A 24,932-nucleotide genomic window follows, 5' to 3' on the forward strand; every position below is an offset into this window, starting at 1 on the left:
CTCGATGACCACCACCGTGTTGCCGTGGTCGCGCAGCGTGTGCAGCACGGTCAGCAGCAGCTCGATGTCGGCGAAGTGCAGCCCGGTCGTCGGCTCGTCGAGGATGTAGAGCGTGCGGCCGGTGTCGCGCTTGCTCAGCTCCTGCGACAGCTTCACGCGCTGCGCCTCGCCGCCCGACAGCGTGGTCGCCGACTGGCCGAGCCGCAGATAGCCGAGGCCCACGTCGAGCAGGGTTTGCAGCTTGCGCGCCACCACCGGCACCGGCGCAAAGAACACCGCCGCCTCCTGCACCCGCATGTCGAGCACCTCGGCGATGGTCTTGCCCTTGTAGAGAATCTCCAGCGTCTCGCGGTTGTAGCGCTTGCCGCGGCACACGTCGCAGGGCACGTAGACGTCGGGCAGAAAGTGCATCTCCACCTTGATGACGCCGTCGCCCTGGCAGCTTTCGCAGCGCCCGCCCTTGATGTTGAAGCTGAAGCGTCCGGCGTCGTAGCCGCGCTCGCGCGCCAGCGGCACCTCGGCGAACAGCTCGCGGATCGGCGTGAACAGCCCGGTATAGGTCGCCGGATTGCTGCGCGGCGTGCGGCCGATCGGGCTCTGGTCGACGTTGATGACCTTGTCGAACAGCTCCAGCCCCTCGATGGCCTCGCAGGGCGCCGGCTCGGCCGAGGCGTTGTACAGATGGCGCGCGGCGGCGGTGTAGAGCGTGTCGTTGACCAGCGTGCTCTTGCCCGAGCCGCTGACGCCGGTCACGCAGGTGAACAGCCCGACCGGAATCGCCGCATCGACCTTGCGCAGGCTGTTGCCGGTCGCGCCGCGAATCACCAGTTGCAGCGGCGCGCCGTCCTCGTCATGGCGGCGCGGCGTGCGCGACTTGGGCACGGCGATCGCGCGCCGGCCGCTCAGGTAGGCGCCGGTCGGCGAGTCGGGCGCGGCGGCCATCTCGTCGGGCGTGCCGGCGGCCATCACGCGGCCACCGTGCTCGCCGGCGGCCGGGCCCATGTCCACCACCCAGTCGGCGGCGCGGATCGCGTCCTCGTCATGCTCGACCACCAGCACGCTGTTGCCCAGGTCGCGCAAGTGCTTGAGCGTCTCGATGAGCCGGTCGTTGTCGCGCTGGTGCAGGCCGATGCTCGGCTCGTCGAGCACGTACATCACGCCGGTCAGCCCCGAGCCGATCTGGCTCGCCAGGCGAATGCGCTGCGCCTCGCCGCCCGACAGCGTGTCGGCGCTGCGGTCCAGGCTCAGATAGCGCAGCCCCACGTTGTTGAGAAAGCCGAGCCGCGCCCGGATCTCGCGCGCGATCTTGTCGGCGATCTCGCCCTTCGCGCCTTCGAGCTTGAGCTCGTCGAACCATTGCTGCGCGGCACCGAGCGACATGCCGTTCACTTCATAGATGCGCCGGCTCTGCGCGCCTTCGCCCACGCGCACAAAGCGCGCCTCGCGCCGCAGCCGCGAGCCTTCGCAATCGGGGCAGGTGCGCACGACCACGAACTTGGCCAGCTCCTCGCGCACCGCCGATGAATCGGTCTCGCGCCAGCGCCGCTCAAGATTGTTGGCCACGCCCTCGAAGGGATGCGACTTCTTCACCGGCTTGCCGCGCTCGTTGAGATAGGCGAATTCCACCTCGGTGTCGCCGGTGCCCATCAGCACCGCCTCGCGCACCTCGGCCGGCAGGTCTTCCCACGGCGTGTCGATGTCGAAGCCGAAATGCGCCGCCAGCCCTTGCAGCATCTGGAAGTAGAACTGGTTGCGCCGGTCCCAGCCCTTGATCGCGCCACTCGCCAGCGACAGCGACGGGTGCGCCACGATGCGCTGCGGATCGAACCAGTCCACATGGCCCAGCCCGTCGCAACGCTGGCAGGCACCCAGCGGCGAGTTGAACGAGAAGATGCGCGGCTCCAGCTCGCTCAACGCGTGGCCGCAGACCGGGCAGGCGAAGCGGTTGCTGAACACCTGCTCGGCGCCGGTCTCCATGTCGAGCGCGAGCGCGCGGCCATCGCCGTGGCGCAGCGCCGTCTCGAAGGACTCGGCCAGCCGCTGCTTCGCCTCGGCCGTGACCTTGAGCCGGTCGACCACCACATCGATGCTGTGGCGGTCGTTCTTCTTGAGTTCGGGCAGCTCGTCCACCTCGTGGATGGCCGGCTTGCCGCCCGTCGGCGTGATGCGAAAGCGCACAAAGCCCTGCGCCCGGAAGCTTTCGAACACGTCGACGTGCTCGCCCTTCCGGTTGGCGATGACCGGCGCCAGGATCATCAGCTTGCTGCCCTCGGGGCGCGCCAGCACCGCATCCACCATCTGCGCCACCGACTGCGCTTCGAGCGCGTGCTCGGGATGGTCGGGACAGAACGGCGTGCCGGCGCGAGCCCACAGCAGCCGCATGTAGTCGTTGATTTCCGTCACCGTGCCCACGGTCGAGCGCGGGTTGTGACTGGTCGCCTTCTGCTCGATGGCGATGGCGGGCGACAGCCCCTCGATCACATCGACATCGGGCTTCTCCATGAGCTGGAGGAACTGGCGTGCGTAGGCCGACAGCGATTCCACATAGCGGCGCTGTCCTTCGGCATACAAAGTGTCGAACGCGAGCGAGCTTTTTCCGCTGCCCGACAGCCCGGTAATCACGACGAGCCGGTTGCGCGGCAGGTCGAGGCTGATGTTCTTGAGGTTGTGCGTGCGTGCGCCGCGAATCCGGATTTCGTCCATATTTCCTTGCGTTTTGCGTGCCGTTTGACGCCCCGCAAGGCCAAAAGGCCAAGCTTGCTACTATAGCCCAGCCCCCACGCACGACCCGGGTTTTGCCTTACGCGCCGGCCGTGTTCCTCGATTCGCTCCCCTCGCTCCGCCATGAAATCGACCGCCGCCGAGGCCCTGCTTGCGCCGTCCGAACCGGCAGGCATGACCCCCACCGAGCGCCGCGCCAGCGTCGCGCTCGCCGCCATCTACGCGCTGCGCATGCTCGGGCTGTTCCTGATCCTGCCGGTGTTTGCGGTCTATGCGCACACCCTGCCGGGCGGCGCCGAGCCGAGCATGATCGGGCTGGCCATCGGCATCTACGGGCTCACGCAGGCGGCGCTGCAGATCGTCTTCGGCCGCGCCAGCGACCGGTTTGGGCGCAAGCCGGTGATCGTGTTCGGGCTCGGGCTGTTCGCGCTGGGCAGCTTTGTGGCGGCGATTGCGCACAGCATCGAATGGATCATCGTCGGCCGCGCCATCCAGGGCGCCGGCGCCATCTCGGCGGCCATCACCGCGCTGGTCGCCGACGCCACCCGCGACCGCCAGCGCAGCAAGGCGATGGCGATGATCGGCGCCAGCATCGGCGTGACCTTCGCCGCCAGCATGGTCGCGGCGCCGCTGCTGTATGGCGCCATCGGCATGCCGGGCATCTTCGCGCTCACCGGCGCGCTCGCGATCGCCGCCATCGGCGTGGTCAAGTTCGTCGTGCCCGACGTGCCGCAGCCGGCGCTCGGCGCGCGCGTGCCGTTCCGCGAGGTGCTGGCCAACCGCCAGCTGCTGCGGCTCGATTTCGGCATCTTTGCGCTGCATGTGGCCCAGGCCGCGATGTTCGTGGTGGTGCCGGTGCTGCTGGTGGATGTGGCCGGCGTGCCCGTCGTCGAGCACTGGAAGCTCTACCTGCCGGCCGTCACCGTGGCCTTCGTGCTGATGGTGCCGGCCATCATCGCGGCCGAGCGCGGCGGGCGCATGCGCCGGGTGTTCGTCGGCGCCATCGTGCTGATGGCGCTGGTCGAGGCGGTGGCCAGCCGCTTTGCCACCGGCCAGCTGCCGGTCGACTTCTGGACCATGCTGGCGCTGCTGCTTGGCTTCTTCATCGCCTTCAACGTGCTTGAGGCGCTGCTGCCGTCGCTGGTCAGCAAGATCGCGCCGCCGGCGGCGAAGGGGACTGCGCTCGGTGTTTACAACACGGTGCAATCGCTGGGCGTGTCGGCGGGCGGATCGCTCGGCGGCTGGGTCGCGACGCATTTCGGGCGTGCGGCGGTGTTCGAGGTTTGCGCTGGGTTGATGGTGGTTTGGGCGATTGCGGCGTTGGGGATGCGGGTGCCGGTTCATTCACGCTAATGCCTTTATGCATAATTCGTTTATTCTAATTTTGGATTTTGGGGCGTGAAATGAATAAGGCTGAAATGCAGGAATTACTGAGGGATGAGGGAGCAGCGGCAGGGTTGGGAGTAATGGGGGAATTGCCAGTCATTTACTGGGATAATTATTGCCATGGAAGGATTGACTTTGCTTGGTTCATTGAGGGGAGTCGCGTTCCGTATGCTGTCTTTGAAATAGAGGGCGCAAATGTGCCGTCTGAAAGTTTACAAGGGGATTTGCGCAAATTTTATTGGGTTGGTGATTCTTCAGGCGCTTCGATAAAAAAATACATCCTCTTATATTCGCATCGGGCTGAACGAACCTTGGTTTCAACGCCGCAGAAAGCCGTGGCGGCAGTGCAAAGTAAGCTTCGTATTGAGATTGCCAACAATCAGCAATTTGCAAATACGACTTGCGAAGTGCTTATTGATGATTCGAGTTTTATTGAGAAAATTCGCGCTATTGCGAAATCTGCATTGGAATGCGGTTTGTGATGTTGCTCTTAAGTTTGATTTTGGCCGTGTATTCGACTAAAGACCTTGAGTCTTATAGCCTGAATCTTGGTGGTTGGCGGCCCTTTGCGTTTTTATCCTGATTCATCAGCATCGCTCGCCGCCCGATAAGCCTGCTGCGGATCATTCACTCCTTCCGGATTGGTCATTTCCAGCAGCCCATCACGCAATAGCGGCCGCAGATAGCTGCTGCCGACATGCCGCGCATTTCGCCGCAGCAGCCGGGCCAATTCCTCCGCGCGCCAGGGGCGCAGGCGGCAGATGTCGACGATCACGGCTTTCACGTCATCCGGCGGGCTGCGTCGTCCGAGCGCGCCGACCCGCGCTGCGATGAGTCCCGGGAGTTCGGCCAGCAGCGCCTGTCGCGCGTTGTCTTCGGTACCGGCTGGCGCGGGCTCGTCGGAGTTGGCAGACAAGCCCGCCGAGTTGGCAGACAAGCCGCCCGAGTTGGCAGACAAGCCGCCCGAGTTGGCAGACAAGCCCGCCTGATCCGCCGGCGCTTCCCGGTCTTCCGCCATCAGCCGCTCGGTCGGCACGTAGTAGGTCGCCGATCCGCGCCCCTTTTGTGCGAGCAGACCCGCATCGCGCAGCCGGCGCAGGGCTGCGCTGGCGGTCAGTGCATCCACCTTGTTCAGGTCACGATAAGTCGCGTTGTCGATTGCGCCGACCTCGCGCACCACGATCAGCGCCTTGGCGTCCTCGTCCGACAGTTGCCGGTCGCGAAACCGCGCCAGCCAGGCGATGTCATCGGCGCCGAGAAAGTGATGAAAGAAGTAGCGCGCAACGAACTGGTCGCCGCCTCGATCCGATTCGAACAGCGGTGGCGTCAGACCGGCCTGCGCCATGCTTTCGCGCATCACGCGGATGCCGCTGCCCTTGGTTTCGGCAAACCGCGTCTCATGCAGCACGGCTGCGATCTTCGGGTTGCGCGGTTGCGAGCCCGGTTCGCCGAGATGCTCGGGCGACTTGAGCGAGAAGCCGGGATTGCGGATTTCCAGCCGGTTGGCATAGCGGATGACCTGCACCGGACTGTGGCTGCGGTAGCTGCGATGCATCAGCGCATTGACGATGGCTTCACGGATCACGCGCAGCGGAATGGCGGGCTTGTCCTGGCGCTGCAATTCGCCTTCGGCCAGACCGAAACTCTGCGGCAGGTCGTCGAGCACCGCCGCCTGGGTACGCCGGATCAGGCGGAACAGCGGATCGCGCAGTTCCAGCGAATCGAAACGGCGTTCGGGATCGGGCACCCAGTCGCGGCCCGGGACGCGGATGTAGTCGACCCGCGTCATCGGAAAGCAGCGTCGCAGCGCCGCCGGCTTGCCGAAGAGCAGCAGGCCGGCGACGGTCGGCTTCCAGCGCCCGCTGTCGTCGCGCCGCAGGCCGCCGAGCGCCTGGAGCAGTTCGTGATCCGGCCAGCGCAGCTCTTCCGCGTCGGGGTTGGCTTCGGCGCGCGACTTCCGGTAGTCGTCGATGGCTTCGGGCGCGAGGTCGTCGAGTTCGGCATCGGCGACAACGCCGGCATCGAAACTTTCCTGCCGCCGGCCTTGATAGAAGACGGCGAGATCGTCCTCGGTGCAGCGCTGGTCGGTGCTGCCGATGCGGCGAAAGGCACCCTTGGGCAAGCCCTGCGCCTTGAAGAAGACCGGTTTGTCCTGCGGTTGGGCTTCGGCGACCCAGACCACGACCACCGCTTTCGCGCCGAGCTGCTCGGTGCGGATGTCGACCCGCAGCGGCAGGTTGAACATGTCGCGGCACTGGCTGGCGAGGTCGGACGAGAGCTTGTCCGGCGTGTCGACACCCTCGACCTCGTAGGCAGGGAAGAGCGCGAGTTCGTCCTTCGCCACGCCGAGCAGGATCCAGCCGCCACCCAGGCCCGGCTCATTGGCCAGCGCGCAAATCGTTTCCAGCGCCGACCTGCCGGCTTCGGAAGCGCGCTTGGCTTCGATGCGTTCGTGCTCGTCGAGCAGATTGAGGTTTTCGAGCAGTTCCGCTGCGGTCATGGGCCGATCTCCGCCGCGCCCGACTGCGCGGCAGCACGACGATTTACCAGATCGAAACGCGGGACCGGGCATCGCCCGGCGCTGTCGCCCGCAAGCCGACATCCGCCTTGCCGTTTCTCCGACAGAAACCTGTCGTCTGCCCGGTTCAGTCTTCATCCGCTTTGCCCAACGAATAACCGGAGACCTCCCCCATGAGCCTGCTCATCGTCCTGGCCGCGCTGGCCTTTCTGATGCTCGTCGCCTATCGCGGCTACAGCGTCATCCTGTTCGCGCCGGTGGCCGCCCTCGGCGCGGTGCTCCTCACCGACCCGGCTCACGTCGCGCCCGTCTATTCCGAGCTGTTCATGGACAAGATGGTCGTGTTCGTGAAGAACTACTTCCCGGTGTTCATGCTCGGCGCGGTGTTCGGCAAGCTGATCGAGCTGTCGGGCTTCTCGCGCTCCATCGTCAGCTCGGTGATCGGGCTGGTCGGCGCGGGGCGGGCGATGGCGGCCATCGTCATCGTCTGCGCGCTGCTCACCTACGGCGGCGTGTCGCTGTTCGTGGTGGTGTTCGCGGTCTATCCGTTCGCGTCCGAGCTGTTCCGGCAGAGCAATATCCCCAAGCGGCTGATTCCCGGGACCATCGCGCTCGGCGCCTTCAGCTTCACGATGGATTCGCTGCCGGGCACGCCGCAGATCCAGAACATCATCCCGAGCTCGTTCTTCGGCACCAACGCCTACGCCGCGCCGGTGCTCGGCACGCTGGGCGCGGTGTTCATCTTTGTGGTCGGGCTGAGCTATCTCGACTGGCTGCGCCGCCGTGCCGCGCGCGCCGGCGAGGGTTACGCCAAGCCGGGCCAGAAGCTCGTCAACGAGCCCGAGACGGCGGCCGACCAGCCGCTCGCCAATCCGTGGATCGCGATCCTGCCGCTGTTCGTCGTGGGCGTCGCCAACAAGCTGTTCACGAGCTGGATTCCGGCCTTCTACGGGCCGAAGGCGTCGGTGGTGTTCGTGGAGGGCAAGGCGCCGGTGGTGGCCGACGTGACCAAGGCGGTCGGCATCTGGGCGGTCGAGGCGGCGCTGCTGCTCGGCATCGTCTGCGTGCTGGCGTTTGCGTGGAAGCGCGTGGCCGAGCGCTTCGGCGAGGGCAGCAAGGCGGCGGTCGGCGGCGCGCTGCTGGCGTCGATGAACACGGCGTCGGAGTACGGCTTCGGCGCGGTGATCGCGGCGCTGCCGGGCTTTCTGTTCGTGTCGCAGGCGCTGGCGGCCATCCCCAATCCGCTGGTGAACGAGGCGATCAGCATCACCGCGCTGGCCGGCATCACCGGCTCGGCCTCGGGCGGGATGAGCATTGCGCTGGCGGCGATGGCCCAGACCTTCATCGCCAACGCCAACGCGGCCGGCATTCCGATGGAGGTGCTGCACCGTGTGGCATCGATGGCGAGCGGCGGCATGGACACGCTGCCGCACAACGGCGCGGTCATCACGCTGCTGGCCGTGACCGGCCTCACGCACCGCGAGTCGTACAAGGACATCTTTGCGGTCACGCTCATCAAGACGACGGCGGTGTTCTTCGTGATCGGGGTGTTCTACGCGACTGGCTGGGTCTGACGCGACCGGGCAGAATGCGCGACCCGCCGCCCGTAAGCGGGCGGTTTTCACCGCCGTGGTACTGGATATAAACTCAGTTCACGGACGCGCAAACCCAGCAACTCCGGCGTTTTCGTCCGCACTCATCCAAGCGCAACCCCGCCGGAGCAGGAGATTGAAATGGCATCGATCAACAAGGTCATCATCGTCGGCAACCTCGGCCGCGATCCGGAAGTGCGCTACATGCCCGACGGCAATGCGCTCGCCAATGTCACCGTGGCCACCACGCTCAAGTGGAAGGCCAAGGACAGCGGCGATCCGATGGAAGAAACCGAATGGCACCGCGTGGTGTTCCGCGGCCGCCTCGCCGAAATCGTGGGCGAGTACCTGAAGAAAGGCAGCTCGGTCTACGTCGAGGGCCGCCTCAAGACCCGCAAGTGGACCGACAAGGAGGGGGTGGAAAAATTCACCACCGAAATCGTCGCCAATGAAATGCAGATGCTTGGCGGCCGTCAGGGCATGGGCGGCGACGACGCCGGCTCGGGCTATGACGATGCGGCGCCGCGCGAATCGCGGCCGCAGCGGTCGTCGGGCGGGTACTCGGGTGGCGGTTCGCGTGGCGGCAGTGCGCCGCGTCCGGCGCCGGCTCCTGCGCCGGCGGCACGTCCGCAGCAGTCGGCGACGGGCTTCGACGACATGGATGACGACATTCCGTTCTGATTCCGCCTGACCCGGTCCGGCAGACAGAAAGCCTTGAGCGTTCGGCGCTCAAGGCTTTTTTCTTGCCGTCGGCGTTTTCGACGGGATGGGTCGCCTGATGGCTTGGCCGTCACGGAGCGCGGCGGCCTTGAGATGGCCGGTAGCGCGCGGCCACGATCAGCGCGATCAGCACCAGCGCGGTGGCCACGCCAAAGCTGACGTGCATGCCCGCCACCACGGCATCGGCTGGCGCGGCGGCCACGTCCTCGCTGCCCGAGCCGAGCGCGAACACCGCGCCCAGAACCGAGGCGCCGGTGATCAGCCCGAGGTTGCGCGACAGGTTCAGCACGCCGGAAACCACGCCGCGCCGGTCGGCTGCGATGTCGGTCATCACGGCGGTGTTGTTGGCGGCCTGGAACAGCGCGTAGCCGGCCGTGACGACGGCCAGCGGCAGCACATAGCCCGGCACGCCCAACCCGGCCGGCAGTACTGCCAGCGCGACGCAGCCGACCGCCATGCCGACCAGCCCGCCAATCACGACCCGCCCGGCACCGACGCGGTCGACGAGGCGGCCGGCCGGCACGCCGGCCATCGCGGCGACGACCGGGCCGCAGGACATCGCCAGCCCGACGCCGGCGGCATCCAGGCCGAGCGCGCCGTGCAGGTAGAACGGCCCCACCACCAGCGTCGCCATCACCACGGCGGTGACCAGCGCGCTCATCGCGAAGCCGGCGCCCAGCACCGGGTTGCGGAACAGCGCCGGGCTCAGCAGCGGCGCCGCGACCTTGCCCTCGACCCGCACGAACAGCCCCGCGCCGCCCAGCGCCGCCGCCAGCAGCAGCGCGTTCAGCCCGCCGAAATGGCCACGGCCCAGCGTCATGGTCAGCGCATACGCGGCCAGCGTCAGCGCGAGCACCACGGTGCCGGCCGGATCGAAGCGTGTATTGCCCGCGCGTGGAGGATCGGCTGGCAGAAAACGCCAGGCGAGCGCCAGCGTCACCAGCCCCAGCGGCACGCCGACGAAGAACAGCGCCGGCCAGTCGAACGCGCCGATCAGCGCGCCGCCCAGCGCCGGGCCGAGCGCGGTGCCGACCGCCGACATGCTGCCGAGCAGCCCCATCGCGCTGCCGGTCCGGTGCCTGGGCACCGCCTCGCCAACGAAGGCCAGCGTCAGCGCCATCATCACCGCCGCCCCCAGGCCCTGAACCGCCCGCGCCGCAATCAGCAGCCCGAGCCCGGGCGCCAGCCCGCACAGCGCCGACGCCAGCGTGAACAGCCCGATGCCGGCCAGCAGCAGCCGGCGCCGGCCGATCGCATCGCCCAGTCGGCCGACGCCGACGATCGCCGTCGTGACGGCCAGCAGATAGGCCAGCACCACCCACTGCACCGCCTGGAAGGGCGCGCCGAAATGCCGCGCCAGCGTGGGCAGCCCGACATTGGCGATGCTGGTGCCGAGCGAGGGCAGCAGCATCGCCATCGACAGGCTGGCGAGCGCCCCGCGCGGCGAAGGTGGTGCGGCGCGGGCGGCAATTGCAGGGGCCGGAAGGGGCAGGAGCTTCATCGACGTCGATCCTTGGCGGTGGTTGCAGCCAGCCTAGTCAGCCCATCGACCCGCCGGAAGGCGCGCGCGGCGCAACTTGTCCGTGCGCGCCGCGCCATGTCCGAACGCCTGCGCTAGGGTGGCGCCATGTCGCTCCCCGATCTCAACCTGCTCGTCACCCTCGACGTGCTGCTGGCCGAAGCCAGCGTGGCGCGTGCCGCCGACCGGCTGCGCCTGAGCCCGTCGGCGATGAGCCGGGCGCTGGCCCGGCTGCGCGAAATCACCGGCGATCCGCTGCTGGTGCGGGCCGGCCGCAGGCTGGTGCCGACGCCGCGCGCGCTGGAATTGCGCGAGCGCGTGGCGCAGCTGGTGCAGGACGCCGAGGCAGTACTGCGCCCGGCCGAGTCGCCGGACCTGCGCCAACTCGCGCGCAGCTTCACGCTGCGCGTCAGCGACGGCTTCGTCGAGAACTTCGGCGCGAGCCTGATTGCGCGCGTCGGCGAGCAGGCGCCGCAGGTGCGGCTGTGTTTTGTGCAGAAGGCCGACAAGGACAGCGCGCCGCTGCGGGACGGCGCGGTCGATCTGGAAACCGGCGTGATCGACTCCAGCAGCAGCCCCGAGCTGCGCACGCGCGCGCTGTTCCGCGACCGCTTCGTCGGCGTGGTGCGCGCCGGCCATCCGCTCGGTGGCGGCGAGATGACGGCCGCGCGTTATGCGCGGGGCCGGCACCTCCAGGTCTCGCGGCAGGGGCTCGACAAGGGGCCGATCGACGACGCGCTCGGGGCCGTGGGACTCGCGCGCGAGGTGGCGAGCATCGTCGGCGGCTTTGCGGCGGCGCTGGCGCTGGCGCGCGGCTCGGACCTGATCGCCACCGTGCCCAAGTGGCACACCGGTAACCTGCGCGCCGGCATGTGCAGCTTTGCGCTGCCGTTTGCCGTGCCGGGCTTCGTCGTCGCGCTGCTGTGGCATCCGCGCATGGAGGCCGATCCGGCACACCGCTGGCTGCGCGATACCGTGCACGAGGTCTGCGCCGGACAGCTCGCCGACGCCCCGGCCACCGCCGACTGGCAGGACCTCGCCGCGCCCTGTCCGCGCTGAGCCTCCGGGCGCCAGACCCGCTTCGATGCAAGCTTGCCGACCCGCGGCTTGCGCGTTTTTTCTCTTCGGCCAAGTAATCGCCATGACATCGACTGCCCTGCGCGTGCTGAGCGTCATCCCGCCGATGACCCAGCTCAACACGCCTTACCCGTCCACCGCCTATCTCACCGGCTTTCTGCGCTCGCGCGGCATCGCGGCGGCGCAGGAGGATCTGGCGCTGGAACTGGTGCTGGCGCTGCTGTCGCCGGCCGGCCTGCGCGCGGTGCAGGCACGGGCCGAAGCCATCGCGCCGCGCCAGCGCAGCGAGCCGGTCGCGTTCTTTCTTGAGCACGCCGCGCGCTATCTGGCCACCATCGGTCCGGTCATCGCCTTCCTGCAGGGCCGCGATTCCACGCTGGCGCACCGCATCGTCGCGGGCGGCTTTCTGCCCGAGGGGCCGCGCTTCTCGGCGCTCGACGCCTATGTGGACGACGAGGGCGGCGATCCGCTCGGCTGGGCCTTCGGCGCGCTCGGCACCCACGACCGCGCGCGGCACCTCGCCACGCTCTATCTCAACGACCTCGCCGACGTGCTGCGCGACGCCATCGACAGCCGCTTCGAGTTCGTGCGCTATGCCGAATCGCTGGCCGCGAGCCAGCCGAGCTTCGATCCGCTCGCGGCCGCGCTGGCCGCGCCGGCCAACCTCGTCGACGACAAGCTGCGCGAGCTGACCGTCGCCGCGCTGCAAAAGCACCGGCCGCGCGTGCTGCTGCTGTCGGCGCCATTTCCGGGCTCGGTGTACGCGGCCTTCCGCATCGCGCAGACGGCCAGGGCGCACGACCCGGCCATCGTCACGGTGCTGGGCGGCGGCTTCGTCAACACCGAGCTGCGCGAGCTGGCCGAGCCGCGCGTGTTCGACTTCTTCGACTTCGTCACGCTCGACAGCGGCGAGCGGCCGCTGCTCGCGCTGCTGGAGCATGTGGAAGGCAGGCGCTCGCGCGACCGGCTGGTGCGGACCTTCGTGCGCGAAGCGGCCGGCGATGCGCCAGCGGGCGACGGCACCACCGCCACGGCCGCGCCAATCACGGCCGCCGCCCGCGTCCGCTACGTCAACTTCCCCGAACCCGACGTGCCCTTCACCGACATCGGCACGCCCACCTGGGACGGCCTGCCGCTGGCGCGCTACCTGTCGCTGCTCGACATGCTCAACCCCATGCACCGCCTGTGGAGCGACGGCCGCTGGAACAAGCTGACCGTGGCCCACGGCTGCTACTGGAAGAAGTGCAGCTTCTGCGACGTGAGCCTGGATTACATCGGCCGCTACGAGGGCGCCGCGGCCGAGCTGCTGGTCGACCGCATCGAGGCCATCGTCGCCGAGACCGGCCAGACCGGCTTTCACTTTGTGGACGAAGCCGCGCCGCCCAAGGCGCTGCGCGCGCTCGCCAGCGAGCTGATCCGGCGCGGCGTCACCATCAGCTGGTGGGGCAACATCCGCTTCGAAAAAAGCTTCACGCCCGAGCTGTGCCAGCTGCTCGCCGACAGCGGCTGCATCGCCGTGACGGGCGGGCTGGAGGTCGCGTCCGACCGCCTGCTCAAGCTGATGAACAAGGGCGTGTCGGTCGAGCAGGTGGCGCGCGTGACGCGGGCCTTCGGCGACGCCGGCATCCTGGTGCACGCCTATCTGATGTACGGCTTCCCGACCCAGACCACGCAGGAGACGGTCGACGCGCTCGATTACGTGCGCCAGCTGTTCGCCAACGGCTGCCTGCAATCGGGCTTCTTCCACCGGTTTGTATGCACCGTGCATTCGCCGGTCGGGCTCGATCCGGCCAGCTATGGCGTCAGCCTCAAGCCGCTGCCGCCGACCGTGTTCGCGCGCAACGACGTGGGCTTTGTCGACCCGACCGGCACCGACCATGACGCGCTCGGCGCCGGCCTGCGCAAGGCCATCTACAACTTCATGCACGGCATCGGGCTTGAGGACGACGTGCGCGCCTGGTTCGACATGCCGGTGCCCAAGGCGCGCGTCGGCCGCAACGTCATCGCGCGCGCGCTCGCCGAGCCGGTGCCGCGCGGCTGAGGGCCGGGGCGCCTGCCGTGGCGGCCGCGCCATGCCCGCCCGCCATCGCGCGCGGCGGCATGGCGCGATCCCGACGGCGCCGATCTTGCTTTTCAGCCGAATGCCGCCATTTGCCCCCGCACCCGGGTGGCATACTCGCCGCCCTGCCAAGTCCCTGATAACAAACGGTCTTCCTTCCGGACCGACGCCGTTGGAGCGATGCCATGCCCACCTATGCCTACCGCTGCGAAGCCTGCGGACACGCCGCCGACGAGTGGCTGAAGATGAGCGAAGCCACCGCCGAGCGCAGCTGCCCGGCCTGCGGCGCCGCCAGCTACCGCAAGCAGGTCACGGCGCCGGCGTTTCAGCTCAAGGGCTCGGGCTGGTATGTGACCGATTTCCGCGGCGAGAAGAAGACGACCGAGCCCGCTTCCGACAAGGCCGCCGAGCGAGCTGAAAAGAAAGCGGCGGAAACTTCGGCTGCCGCCAGTGCGCCTGCTGCTGCCGGCGCCGCCTCGCCCGCGCCGGCTCCCGCCGCCGCACCGGCCGCGACGCCGACCGCCGGCACGACCTGACGCCTCTTCCTTCACTTCGCCTGCGGGGCTCGCTTGAGAAAGTATTTCGTCACCGGTTTGCTGATCCTTGTCCCGCTGGTCGTCACCGTCTGGGTGCTGCGCGTCATCGTCGGCACGCTCGACCAGATCCGCGACTGGCTGCCGCCCAGCCTGCGCGCTGGCACCTACATCCTCGAATGGCCGGGCACCGGCGTGCTGCTGGCGGTCGGCATCGTGTTTGTCGTGGGCGTGCTGGCTCACAACTTCATCGGCCGCCGGCTGCTCGACTGGTGGGAAAAGCTGCTCGGCCGCATCCCCTTCGTGCGCTCGATCTATTCGAGCGTGAAGCAGGTGAGCGACACCGTGCTGTCGCCCAACGGCCAGGCCTTCCGCAAGGCAGTGCTGGTCGAATTCCCCCGGCCGGGCGCCTGGACCATCGGCTTTTTGGTCGGCTCGCCGGGCGGCGAGGTCGAGGCGCTGCTCGGTGCCGACCAGCAGACGGTGTATGTGCCGACCGCGCCCAATCCCACCTCGGGCTATCTGATCGTGCTGTCGCCGGACCAGATCCGCGAGCTGAACATGTCGATCGACGAGGCGCTCAAGTTCGTGATTTCGCTCGGCGTGGTGGCGCCGGGCAAGGCCCAGGGCGCGTCCACCATCGCCGCCGTGCCGACCGCCGGCTGAGCCTGCGGGCGCCCGCCGGAGCGCTCCGATGCCGCCCGCGCCGGGGCGCCGGAGCCCGCAAACCCTTGTGCTATCGTCGCGCGCCATGTCCGCCAGCCGCCCATTTCCGTCCGCCAGCGCTGCCTTTTCAAGGCCGCGCGATGGCACGCGCGAACCGGGCGGCTTCGTCGTGAACCGCCGTCGAAATCGGCAGGGTTGACCGGCCGGCAGCCGTTCAACCCGAGCCTCGACGGTGACCGCGCGCCCTGCGCGGCCCCGCCTCCAGAGCCGATCCCGCGCCGTCGCGGCCCCGCCAGCAACCGGGTCGCCGGCAATGCACAAGAGATTCGCCGCGCCGGAAGCCCCGAGGGCCCGCGGGCGGATCGAGAACAAACTTTCGGAGTGACCTCATGCGTACCCATTACACCGGCCTCGTGTCGGCCGAGCAGCTCGGCCAGACCGTCACGCTTTGCGGCTGGGTGCATCGCCGGCGCGACCACGGCGGCGTGATCTTCATCGACCTGCGCGACCGCGAAGGCCTGGCCCAGATCGTCTGCGACCCCGACCGTCCCGAGATGTTCAAGACGGCCGAAGGCGTGCGCAACGAGTTCTGCCTGAAGATCACCGGCGTCGTGCGCCGGCGCCCGGAAGGCACGGTCAACGCCAACCTCAAGTCGGGCGAGATCGAAGTGCTGGCGCATGAAGTCGAGGTGCTCAACCCCAGCGTCACGCCGCCGTTCCAGCTCGACGACGACAACCTGAGCGAGACCACGCGCCTCACGCACCGGGTGCTCGACCTGCGCCGGCCCTACATGCAGAACAACCTCAAGCTGCGCTACAAGGTGGCGATCGAGGTGCGCAAGTATCTGGACGAGGCCGGCTTCATCGACATCGAAACGCCGATGCTGACCAAGAGCACGCCCGAAGGCGCGCGCGACTATCTGGTGCCGAGCCGCGTCAACGCCGGCCAGTTCTTCGCGCTGCCGCAGTCGCCGCAGCTGTTCAAGCAGCTGCTGATGGTCGCGGGCTTCGACCGCTACTACCAGATCACCAAGTGCTTCCGCGACGAGGATTTGCGCGCCGACCGCCAGCCCGAGTTCACGCAGATCGACTGCGAGACCAGCTTTCTCGGCGAGCAGGAAATCCGCGATCTGTTCGAGGAAATGATGCGTCACGTCTTCCGCAAGGTGAAGGGCGTGGAGCTGCCGGCCAAGTTCCCGGTCATGACCTATGACGACGCCGCCGCGCTCTACGGCTCGGACAAGCCCGACATGCGCGTCAAGCTGCAATTCACCGAGCTGACCGACGTGATGAAGGACGTCGACTTCAAGGTGTTCTCGGGCGCGGCCAACTCGGCCGGCGGCCGCGTGGTCGGTCTGCGCATTCCGGGCGGCGCCGCGATGCCGCGCAGCGAGATCGACGACTACACCAAGTTCGTCGCGATCTACGGCGCCAAGGGCCTCGCCTACATCAAGGTCAACGAGCTGAAGGAAGGCGCCGAGCTGCGCGCCGGCCTGCAATCGCCGATCGTCAAGAACATCCACGACGCCGCGCTGGCCGAGATCGTCAAGCGCACCGGCGCGCAAGCGGGCGACCTGATCTTCTTCGGCGCCGACAAGACCAAGGTCGTCAACGACGCCATCGGCGCGCTGCGCGTGAAGATCGGCCACAGCGAGTTCGGCAAGAAGAACGGGCTGTTCCAGGGCGACTGGGAAATCCTGTGGGTCGTCGACTTCCCGATGTTCGAGTACGACGAGGAAGAGCAGCGCTACACCGCCGCCCACCATCCGTTCACCAGCCCCAAGGACGGCCACGAGGACTTCCTCGAAACCGATCCGGGCAAGTGCAAGGCCAAGGCCTACGACATGGTGCTCAACGGCTGGGAACTCGGCGGCGGCTCGGTGCGGATTCACCGCGAGGAAGTGCAGAGCAAGGTGTTCCGCGCGCTCAAGATCGGCGCGGAAGAAGCCCAGCTCAAGTTCGGCTTCCTGCTCGACGCGCTGCAATACGGCGCGCCGCCGCACGGCGGTCTGGCCTTCGGCCTCGACCGGCTGGTCACGATGATGACCGGCGCTGAATCGATCCGCGACGTGATCGCCTTCCCCAAGACGCAGCGTGCGCAGTGCCTGCTGACGCAGGCGCCGAGCCCGGTGGACGAGAAGCAGCTGAAGGAGCTGCACATCCGCCTGCGGCCGAACGAGAAGGCGACCGAGGCCAAGCTGGCCTGAGGCCGGCGGACCGGGCGGCCGGGTGCCGCGCGGTCCGCTTCGGCGGCGGCCGGGCCCGATGGCCTGTGCCGCCGCCGCTGTACCGAAACCGGCCGCGCGCCGGTTTTTTCATGCCCTGCGCTAGCCTCGCCGCATGCCCGATCCCGCACTCCGCCTTGCGCCGCGCCGTCCGCGCTGGGCGCTCATCTTCGGCGCGCTCGCTGCCACGCTTGCGGCCGTGTTCGCGCTGCGCGGTTGCCTGCTCGATGCCGACAGCGGCCCGGCCAGCCTCGCCGACCAGCTCGCGCGCCGCATGCCCGAGGCGCGCGTGCTGATCGGCACCGACGGCGTGCTGCGCGCGATCCATCCCGACGGTCTGGTGCAGACGCTCGATCTCGAACCGCTGCGGCGGCTGTGCGCCAGCCAGCCCGGCAGCTGCGAGGTCGACATCCGCCGGCTGCTCGGCCTGTTCGCGGCGAGCCGCGCGGCCGGCTTTGCGCGCGATTCGGCCGACGGCGCGCGGCTGCGGCCCTTCGTGCTGGGCGCGGGCGACGACGAGGCGCTGGCCGCGACCCGGCCGCTCGCCGCAGCGCTTGCGCCCGCCGCCCTCCCGCCGGGTGCTGCGGCTGCCGATGCCAACGCAGCCGCCGCCGACCTGCGCGTCGGCCTCGGCCTGCGCACCGGCGAGGTGGTGAGTCTGGTCACGCCGGCCGCGCTCGACCGCTACGGCCTCGGCTTTGCGCCGCTGCTGGCCGAGGCGGTCGCCAATCTCGATGCCGATGCGGCGCCGGTGCGGCTCGATCCGCTGCTGCTCAACAAGGGCGTATCGCAGCTGGCCGCGCCCGGCGATCCGGCGGCCCAGCTGCTGTCGCCGGCGCGCATGCGGGTGCTGCTCGGCGCCATCCACGACCGCGCGGTGGCCTTCGCCGTGCCCCGGCGCGGCCGGCTGCTGCTGGCGCGCGACCGCGAGCCCGACCTCGCGGCGCTGGCCGCCGCCGCTGCCGCTGTCGCGCCGCCCGCGGCATCCACCGAAGCACCCACCGCCGGGCCGACCGCCGGCGGCAACTCGCCTGCCGGCGCGCGGTCTGTGCATCGCTACGCGCTCGATGCCAACGACCGCCCGGTCATCTCGACCCGCTGATTCCGCCCGGATCGGGGCGGGTAATTTCTTGCACGGCCCCTTGCCCGGCCGGCGCTTTTCGGCCTCAATCCCGCCATGCTCGAACTCCCCAGCAAGCCGGTCTACAAGCGGCCCGAATCCGTCCTCGTCGTGATCCACAGCCCGGATCTCGACGTGCTTCTGCTCGAGCGCGCCGACCGCGCCGGCTACTGGCAGAGCGTGACCGGCAGCCGCGACAGCGCCGAGGAAACCTGGGCCGAGACCGCCGTGCGCGAGGTGCGCGAGGAGACCGGCATCATCGTCGAGCGGCGCACGCCGCCCGAGGACGACGTGCCGGCCAGTGTGCCGCTCGACTGCCTGCACGACTGGGGCCACGAAGAGCGCTATGAAATCTTTCCGCACTGGCGCCATCGCTATGCGCCCGGCGTCACCCACAACACCGAGCACTGGTTCCGGCTGCAAGTGCCGCGCGGCATCGCGCTGAGCCTCGCGCCGCGTGAGCACACCGCCTGGCAATGGCTGCCCTGGCATCAGGCCGCGCCGCTGTGCTTTTCGCCCTCCAACCGCGACGCGATCCTGCAACTGCCGGCGCTGGTCGGCACGCCGCTGGCGCTGGCCTGACGCGCCGCGCCCATGCCCGATTCCATCGTCGCCGCCACCAGCCGCCTGCCCGCCGGGCGCGTTGCCGCCGCCGCGCTGCCGCGCCGGCTGCGCATCGCCACCTACAACATCCACAAGGGCGTGAGCGCCTTCAACCTGCGCTGCCGCACCGACGATCTGCGCATCGCGCTGGCCACGCTCGAAGCCGACATCGTCTTTCTGCAGGAGGTGCAGGAGGTGAGCCGGCGCAATGCCGCGCGCCATGCCAACTGGCCGGCCGAGCCGCAGACGCGCTTCCTGGCCGGCGCCGACTACCACTCGGTCTATGCGCGCAATGCGGTCTACGAGCACGGCCATCACGGCAACGCCATCCTGTCGCTGCATCCCTTCGACGCGGCGCGCAATCACGATGTGTCGGACCACGCCTATGAAAGCCGCGGCCTGCTGCATGCGGTGCAGCGCTATGGCGCCGACGAGCTGCATCTGGTGAATGTGCATCTGGGCCTGTTTGCCGGCAGCCGGCGGCGCCAGACCGATGCGCTGGTGACGCTGGTGCGCGAGCAGGTGCCGGCCGGCGCGCCGCTCATCATCGCCGGCGATTTCAACGACTGGCACAACCGGCTCAACGAGCGCATCTGCGCCGAGCTGGGCGTGTGCGAGGCGATGTCGTCGATGCCGGCCCAGCCGGGCGGCAAGTGGCGCAGCCTGCTCGGCGCGGCGCGCGCCCAGGCGCTCGAGGGCCGGCCGGCACGCACCTTTCCGGCGCTGCTGCCCTGGCTCACGCTCGACCGCATCTATGTGCGCGGCTTTGCGGTGCAGCTGGCGACGGTGCTGGGCGGCCGGCGCTGGGCCCGCATGTCGGACCATGCGCCGCTGGTGGCCGAGCTGGCGCCGTTGGCCCAGGCCGGCAGCGCCGCCCAGACCGGCGGCCTTGCCCCGGCCGGCGCCGCCGCTGCCGGATGACGCCGGCGCGCCTCGCGCCCGCGCCGCCCCTGCTGCTGGCGGGCAACACGGTGCGGCTGCTCACCGGCTTCGACGAACTCGGCCCGGCGCTGCATGCGGCCTGCGACGCGGCGCGGCACGACATCCAGTTCGAGACCTACATCTTTCACGACGATCCGAGCGCGCAGGCGCTGCTCGACTGCCTGGGCCGGGCCGCCGCGCGCGGCGTGAAGGTGCGGCTGCTGGTCGACGGCTTCGGCTCGGCGCACACGCTCGGCTGGCTCATCGGCCGCTGCCGCGCGCTGGGCGTGGGCCTGCTCGTGTACCGGCCGTTCTCGGCCTGGCGCACGCTGTTCCATCCCAAGGGGTTGAGGCGGCTGCATCGCAAGCTGTGCGTGGTGGATGGCGAACTGCTGTTCTGCGGCGGCATCAACGTGATCGACGACCGGCTCGACATCCATCACGGCCGCTTCGAGCTGCCGCGCCTCGACTACGCGGTGGAAGTGCGCGGCCCGGTCGCTGCGCGCGCGCTCGGCGTCATGCAGACCACCTGGCTGCGCACCGCGCTGCGCCGCGACTGGCGCCGCCAGGTGCGCGACCTCGCGGTCAGCCCCGAACCCTGGCGCGACCTGCGCACGCTCTGGCGCGGCCTGCGCGCGCGCGGCGAGCTGCCCGCCGACACCGACCGTCTCGCGCCCCGGCCGGGCGAGCGCGGCCCGGCCGACGGCGAGGCCGCGCTCGCCGGCATCGCCCCGGCGCCCGATCGCGGGATCGCTGCCGATACGCCGTCCGGCACCGGCGACGGCCCAGGCGCTCCTGGCATCCCCCGCGCCAGCGCCGCGCCGCGCGTCGCCCTCGTGATGCGCGACAACCTGCTCAACCGCCGCGCGATCGAGCGCGTCTATCTCGACGCGATCGGCGCCGCGCGCGAGCGGGTGCTGATCGTCACGCCCTACTTCTATCCGAGCCGGCAGCTGCGGCAGGCCCTCGTGGGCGCGGCACGGCGCGGCGTGCGCGTGGCGTTGCTGCTCCAGGGCCGCTACGACTACCGCATCGCCGCCTGGGCCGCGCGTGCGCTCTACCGCGAGCTGCTCGACGCCGGCGTGCGCATCCGCGAATACACGCCCACCTTCCTGCACGCCAAGGTCGCCTGCGTCGATGCCGACTGGGCCACCGTGGGCAGCTCCAACATCGACCCGTTGTCGCTGCTGTATGCGCGCGAGGCCAACGTGGTCGTGGCCGGCCGCGAGTTCAACGCCGAACTCGCGGCCTCGGTCGAGGCGGCAATGGCGCGCGCCGTGCCCGTGCTCCAGGCGCCGTCGGGCGTGGCCGCGCGGCTCGCGCATCGCGCGGTCGCGCTGGTCGCGCGGCTCGTGATCGGGCTCGCGGGCCAGATCGGCCGGCGCTACTGAGCCGCCCCGCCACGGGAACGAAAGGCCGGCCGATGGATCAGTCACGCATGACCGCCTCCCGCCCCGCCGACCTCGTCGTCCAGCGCCCCGAGGGCCTCTACTGCCCGCCCGGCGATTTCTTCATCGACCCCTGGCGTCCGGTGGACCGCGCCGTCATCACCCACGCCCATTCGGATCACGCCCGCGCCGGCCACGGCCACTACCTCGCCACCGCCATCGGCGAAGGCGTGCTGCGCCAGCGCCTCGGCGACATCCGCCTGCAAACCCTTGCATACGGCGAGACGGTCGAGCACCACGGCGTGCGCATCAGCCTGCATCCGGCCGGCCATGTGCTCGGCAGCGCCCAGGTGCGCATCGAGCACGGCGGCCAGGTGTGGGTCGCGTCGGGCGACTACAAGCTCGACGCCGACCCCACCTGCGCGCCCTTCGAGCCGCTGCGCTGCGACTGCTTCATCACCGAATCCACCTTCGGCCTGCCCATCTACCGCTGGCCCGCGCCGGCCGAGGTCTTCGCCGACATGAACGACTGGTGGCGCGCCAACGTCGCCGCCGGCCGCGCGAGCGTGGTGTTCGCGTATTCCTTCGGCAAGGCGCAGCGCGTGCTCGCGGGCGTCGATGCGTCCATCGGGCCGATCGTCGTGCACGGCGCGGTCGAGGCGCTCGACCGCGCCTATCGCGCGGCCGGCGTCGCGCTGCCGCCCACTTTGCTCGTGACCGACTTCAAGGACCGCAAGGCGCTCGCGGGCGCGCTCGTCGTCGCGCCGCCGTCGGCCGCCGGCAGCCCGTGGATGCGCCGTTTCGGCGAGGCGTCGGACGGCTTCGCCTCGGGCTGGATGCGGCTGCGCGGCGCGCGCCGGCGTCGCGCGCTCGACCGCGGCTTCGTGCTGTCCGACCACGCCGACTGGCCCGGCCTCATGACCGCCATCCGCGCGACCGGCGCCGGACGCGTGATCGTCACCCACGGCTACGAGGCGCCGATGCTGCGCTGGCTGCGCGAGAACGGCCTCGACGCCGGCGTCTTCGCCACCGAGTACGGCGACGAGGAGCGCGCCGATGTCGCGGCGGCCGAGCCTGCGGTGCCCGACGTGCCCGATGTGCCCGCGCTCGCGTCCGCCAGCCGCGCGCCCCGCCACGCCGACGACCGCACCGACGACCACGATCCCACCCCCGTCGCATCCGCACTGCCCGGCGCGCCCGACGCGGGTTAGGCTGGTGCATCGCGCCAGTCGCGCGGCGCGCCCGCTGCCCGGCGCCGCGCCGGCCGCGCATCCCTCGCCGTCCATCCTCCGGAGGCCGTCATGACCACCCGCGCCGAAAGCTCCGCGCCATGAGCGCCCAGCCGAGCAACCCGTCCGACCACCATTCGCTGCGCGAGCTTGCCGCGCGGGTCGTGCGCACCTGGCAGCCGGCCTGCTGGTTCGGCTTCATCATCGAAGCCATCCCCGAGGAGACCGGCGCCGACGCCGCCGGCGAGCCGGTGCTGCATCCGGCGCACTTCCTCGTCGCCGCCTGGCCGCCGGTCGATGCGCCGCCGCTGCCGCTGATGCCGGCCGGCGCGGCCATCGTCAGCCGGCATGTCATCCATGCCGCCGCCGAGCTGCTGCGGCTGGTGCCGCGCGACGTGCCCATCGTCATGCTCGGCCGCGACGCGGTGAACACGGTGCTGGTCGCCGACATGATCCTGGCTGGCGACCGCCATCTCGACGGCTGGTACCGCGACCGGCTCGAAGCCTTCGCCGAGGCCGAGCGCAACCAGTGGCGGCTCGAAATCGGCCGCGACTACTCCGACCGCGACGAAGGCTTCGAGCGCTTCAAGCAACGCATCCTCGGCAACGCGCCCTGACAGACGCGCGCAGGCCCGCAATGCCCGCCGACTACAATCGCCGCGCTTTTTCAGCACGAAAGGTTCACGTGAACATCAGGTTTCGCCGGGCTTTCGCGACCACCTCGGTCGCCGCCCTGATTGCTGCGGCTCTGGCCGCCTGCGGTGGCGGTGGCGGCAGCTCCGTCGCGCCGCCCACCGACCTCGCCGCCACCGGTGGCGACGGCCGCATCGTCTCCACCTTCACCGCGCAGTCCGGCGTCACCTACTGGCTGTTCTATGCGCGCGACGCCAGCCTCAACAAGGACAACTGGATCACGCTGACCGGCAGCAATGCCCTGGTCGACGTGGGCAGCCCGCAGGTCGCCTGCTCGCTCTACAACGACCTGAGCACCTGGCTGGCGGTGGATGCGCGCACCAGCGGCGGCAAGGGCGGCGACTTCAGCAAGGTGGTGCGCGCCGATACCCGTTCGGCCGGCGGCAGCGGCAGCTGGAAGGCACTGGCGACCGCGCCCGCCGCGCTCAACGGCCTGGCCTTCGCGGCCGAGCGCACCTGCCCGGTCAACGCCTCGCTCTACACCGGCCGCTATGTGGCAGTCGGCCCGGCCGGCGCGCTCTATCTGCTGAGCGATGCCACGCTGTACAGCGGCTGGGCCGGTCTCGGTGGTGCGAGCGCTGCCGGCTGGACCCAGAGCACCACGCCGAGCGGCTTCACCGACGACCTGTATGCGGTCAGCGTCTACACCGCCACGCTCAACGCCACCACGCCCAGCCTGCTGTTCCTGGCGGTGGGCGCGGGCGGCGCCGCGCTCACCAGCAGCGACGGCCTGACCTGGAGCGTGACCCGCGCCGCCAGCAGCAGCCACGGCGCGCTGCGCGCCCTGACCAAGGTCGGCAGCCTGTTCGTGGCGGTCGGCGATGGCGGCCTGATCGAGACCACCACCGACGGCTCCACCTGGACCACGCAAACCTCGGGCGTGACCGCCAACCTCAGCGGCGTGACCTATGGCAACGGCCGGCTGGTGGCGACCGGCGCCAACGGCACGCTCATCACCAGCACCGACAGCGGCAGCACCTGGAGCAGCGTGAGCTGGAACAGCGGCAGCAGCGCGCCGGCGGCCAATCTGGCGGCGGTGAGCTATGGCAGCTACGACATCAACGGCGGCACGGCCACGCTCACCAGCATCAACACCTTCGTGGCGGTGGGCGCCGGCGGCACGGTGCTGCGCAGCATCGACGGCGGCAGCACCTGGACCGACATCAGCGCCACCGCCGGCGTCGGCAGCGTCGATCTCGCGGCGGTGAGCTATGTGTCGCGCTTCGTCGCGCTCGACAGCGGCGGTCAGGCCTGGACCAGCCGGCTCGGCGATGTCTGGACCAACCAGGGCACGGCGGTCGCCGGCGCCACCAAGCTGGCGCAGAACACCGCCGGCTATGTGGCGATCGGCGCCGGCGGCGCCGCGGCCGCGTCGTTCTGACCCGGGCGGAGGTGGCGATGCGGCATGGCTGGATGCTCCAGACGCTGGCCGGGCTGACCCTGGCCGCTACTGCGTCGGCGGCCGGCACGGCGCGCCCGGTGCCGGGCAGCCTGCCGCCGGCACCGGCCCTGCCCGCGCCGGCACCCGCTGCCGACGCCGAACCCGGCGCGCTGCCGCCGCTGGTGGCCGCGCCGCTGCAAGCCGAACGCGGCGTGCTGTCGCTGGTGGCCGGCAGCGCCGAGGCCGAACCGCTGCCGCCACCGCCGCCCAGCACGGCCCAGCTGGCGGCGGCCCAGCGCCTGCCGGTGCTGGTGGCCAACTGCCTCAGCTGCCATCCGGCGCGCAATTCGCGCAACCGCAGCTTCGACAGCCTGGGCGCGCCGCTGGCCGATCTGTCCCGGCTGGCGCCGGCGCGGATCGAAGCCGGTCTGCGCGCCTTTCGCGCCCGGCCCGAGGCCGGCAGCGTCATGCCGCGCATCGCGCGGGCGCTTGACGACGACGACATCGCCGCGCTGGCCCGCGCCTTCCGCTGAACGTCCGCGTGGTGGCGTCCGCCGCCCGCCTTCTTCCTTTGCCGAGAT

General features: G+C 70.0%; 20 protein-coding genes. 17 read left to right on the forward strand and 3 right to left on the reverse strand.

What is annotated here, in order from left to right; translation table 11 throughout:
* Window positions 1–2,703 (reverse strand): excinuclease ABC subunit UvrA (gene uvrA / locus B9P64_RS20295; RefSeq protein WP_085317981.1); only part of this gene is annotated, 2,703 nt, incomplete at its 3' end.
* Between the two features lie 141 nt (window positions 2,704–2,844).
* Between uvrA and B9P64_RS20300 the strand changes: the two genes are divergently transcribed.
* The gene (locus B9P64_RS20300) at window positions 2,845–4,074 is read left to right on the forward strand and encodes an MFS transporter (protein ID WP_085317982.1); all 1,230 of its coding nucleotides are present in this window, start codon (window positions 2,845–2,847) and stop codon (window positions 4,072–4,074) included.
* A 50-nt stretch (window positions 4,075–4,124) separates the two neighbouring features.
* Window positions 4,125–4,589 (forward strand): hypothetical protein, encoded by a 465-nt coding sequence (locus B9P64_RS24675; RefSeq protein ID WP_139826433.1) that lies wholly within the window; start codon window positions 4,125–4,127, stop codon window positions 4,587–4,589.
* Window positions 4,590–4,681: 92 nt separating this feature from the next.
* Here B9P64_RS24675 and B9P64_RS20305 read toward each other — a convergent pair whose 3' ends face one another.
* Complete coding sequence (locus B9P64_RS20305) at window positions 4,682–6,607, reverse strand: ATP-binding protein (RefSeq protein WP_085317983.1); 1,926 nt, start codon at window positions 6,605–6,607, stop codon at window positions 4,682–4,684.
* Window positions 6,608–6,798: 191 nt separating this feature from the next.
* Here B9P64_RS20305 and B9P64_RS20310 point away from each other — a divergent pair, with 191 nt between their 5' ends.
* Both B9P64_RS20310 and ssb read left to right on the forward strand, forming a co-directional pair.
* Window positions 6,799–8,199 (forward strand): GntP family permease, encoded by a 1,401-nt coding sequence (locus tag B9P64_RS20310; protein ID WP_085317984.1) that lies wholly within the window; start codon window positions 6,799–6,801, stop codon window positions 8,197–8,199.
* 159 nt (window positions 8,200–8,358) lie between these two features.
* Window positions 8,359–8,898 (forward strand): single-stranded DNA-binding protein, encoded by a 540-nt coding sequence (gene ssb, locus B9P64_RS20315; RefSeq protein WP_085317985.1) that lies wholly within the window; start codon window positions 8,359–8,361, stop codon window positions 8,896–8,898.
* 109 nt (window positions 8,899–9,007) lie between these two features.
* On the opposite strand, the gene B9P64_RS20320 is transcribed toward ssb, so the two are convergent.
* Window positions 9,008–10,438, reverse strand: a complete 1,431-nt coding sequence (locus tag B9P64_RS20320; RefSeq protein ID WP_085317986.1) for an MFS transporter — start codon at window positions 10,436–10,438, stop codon at window positions 9,008–9,010.
* Window positions 10,439–10,564: 126 nt separating this feature from the next.
* Between B9P64_RS20320 and B9P64_RS20325 the strand changes: the two genes are divergently transcribed.
* The 13 genes from B9P64_RS20325 (at window position 10,565) to B9P64_RS20385 (ending at window position 24,884) form a co-directional block, all read left to right on the forward strand.
* On the forward strand, window positions 10,565–11,515 hold the full coding sequence (locus B9P64_RS20325; RefSeq protein WP_085317987.1) for a LysR family transcriptional regulator: 951 nt from the start codon (window positions 10,565–10,567) through the stop codon (window positions 11,513–11,515).
* Between the two features lie 82 nt (window positions 11,516–11,597).
* Window positions 11,598–13,574 carry a B12-binding domain-containing radical SAM protein gene (locus tag B9P64_RS20330; RefSeq protein WP_085317988.1) on the forward strand — a complete coding sequence of 659 codons (1,977 nt, stop codon included), beginning with the start codon at window positions 11,598–11,600 and terminating at the stop codon, window positions 13,572–13,574.
* A 203-nt stretch (window positions 13,575–13,777) separates the two neighbouring features.
* Window positions 13,778–14,128 (forward strand): FmdB family zinc ribbon protein, encoded by a 351-nt coding sequence (locus tag B9P64_RS20335; protein ID WP_085317989.1) that lies wholly within the window; start codon window positions 13,778–13,780, stop codon window positions 14,126–14,128.
* Window positions 14,129–14,161: 33 nt separating this feature from the next.
* Window positions 14,162–14,791 (forward strand): DUF502 domain-containing protein, encoded by a 630-nt coding sequence (locus B9P64_RS20340; RefSeq protein ID WP_085317990.1) that lies wholly within the window; start codon window positions 14,162–14,164, stop codon window positions 14,789–14,791.
* A gap of 389 nt (window positions 14,792–15,180) precedes the next feature.
* Window positions 15,181–16,998, forward strand: a complete 1,818-nt coding sequence (gene aspS, locus B9P64_RS20345) for an aspartate--tRNA ligase (protein ID WP_085317991.1) — start codon at window positions 15,181–15,183, stop codon at window positions 16,996–16,998.
* A gap of 133 nt (window positions 16,999–17,131) precedes the next feature.
* Window positions 17,132–18,118 carry a hypothetical protein gene (locus B9P64_RS20350; RefSeq protein ID WP_085317992.1) on the forward strand — a complete coding sequence of 329 codons (987 nt, stop codon included), beginning with the start codon at window positions 17,132–17,134 and terminating at the stop codon, window positions 18,116–18,118.
* A gap of 75 nt (window positions 18,119–18,193) precedes the next feature.
* Complete coding sequence (gene nudB / locus B9P64_RS20355; RefSeq protein ID WP_085317993.1) at window positions 18,194–18,718, forward strand: dihydroneopterin triphosphate diphosphatase; 525 nt, start codon at window positions 18,194–18,196, stop codon at window positions 18,716–18,718.
* 12 nt (window positions 18,719–18,730) lie between these two features.
* Window positions 18,731–19,660 (forward strand): endonuclease/exonuclease/phosphatase family protein, encoded by a 930-nt coding sequence (locus tag B9P64_RS20360; RefSeq protein ID WP_085317994.1) that lies wholly within the window; start codon window positions 18,731–18,733, stop codon window positions 19,658–19,660.
* The gene (locus tag B9P64_RS20365; protein WP_085317995.1) at window positions 19,657–21,051 is read left to right on the forward strand and encodes a phospholipase D-like domain-containing protein; all 1,395 of its coding nucleotides are present in this window, start codon (window positions 19,657–19,659) and stop codon (window positions 21,049–21,051) included. Before B9P64_RS20360 ends, B9P64_RS20365 begins: the two co-directional genes overlap by 4 nt.
* Before the next feature lie 47 nt (window positions 21,052–21,098).
* Window positions 21,099–22,259 carry a ligase-associated DNA damage response exonuclease gene (locus tag B9P64_RS20370; RefSeq protein ID WP_139826435.1) on the forward strand — a complete coding sequence of 387 codons (1,161 nt, stop codon included), beginning with the start codon at window positions 21,099–21,101 and terminating at the stop codon, window positions 22,257–22,259.
* 119 nt (window positions 22,260–22,378) lie between these two features.
* Complete coding sequence (locus B9P64_RS20375; protein WP_085317996.1) at window positions 22,379–22,894, forward strand: hypothetical protein; 516 nt, start codon at window positions 22,379–22,381, stop codon at window positions 22,892–22,894.
* Between the two features lie 68 nt (window positions 22,895–22,962).
* Entirely contained in the window at window positions 22,963–24,351 is a 1,389-nt protein-coding gene (locus B9P64_RS20380; RefSeq protein WP_085317997.1) for a beta propeller repeat protein, read from the forward strand.
* 17 nt (window positions 24,352–24,368) lie between these two features.
* On the forward strand, window positions 24,369–24,884 hold the full coding sequence (locus B9P64_RS20385; RefSeq protein ID WP_085317998.1) for a c-type cytochrome: 516 nt from the start codon (window positions 24,369–24,371) through the stop codon (window positions 24,882–24,884).
* The last annotated feature ends 48 nt before the right edge of the window (window positions 24,885–24,932 follow it).

Source organism: Derxia lacustris, assembly GCF_002105195.1.
Taxonomy (GTDB): Bacteria; Pseudomonadota; Gammaproteobacteria; order Burkholderiales; family Burkholderiaceae_E; genus Derxia; species Derxia lacustris.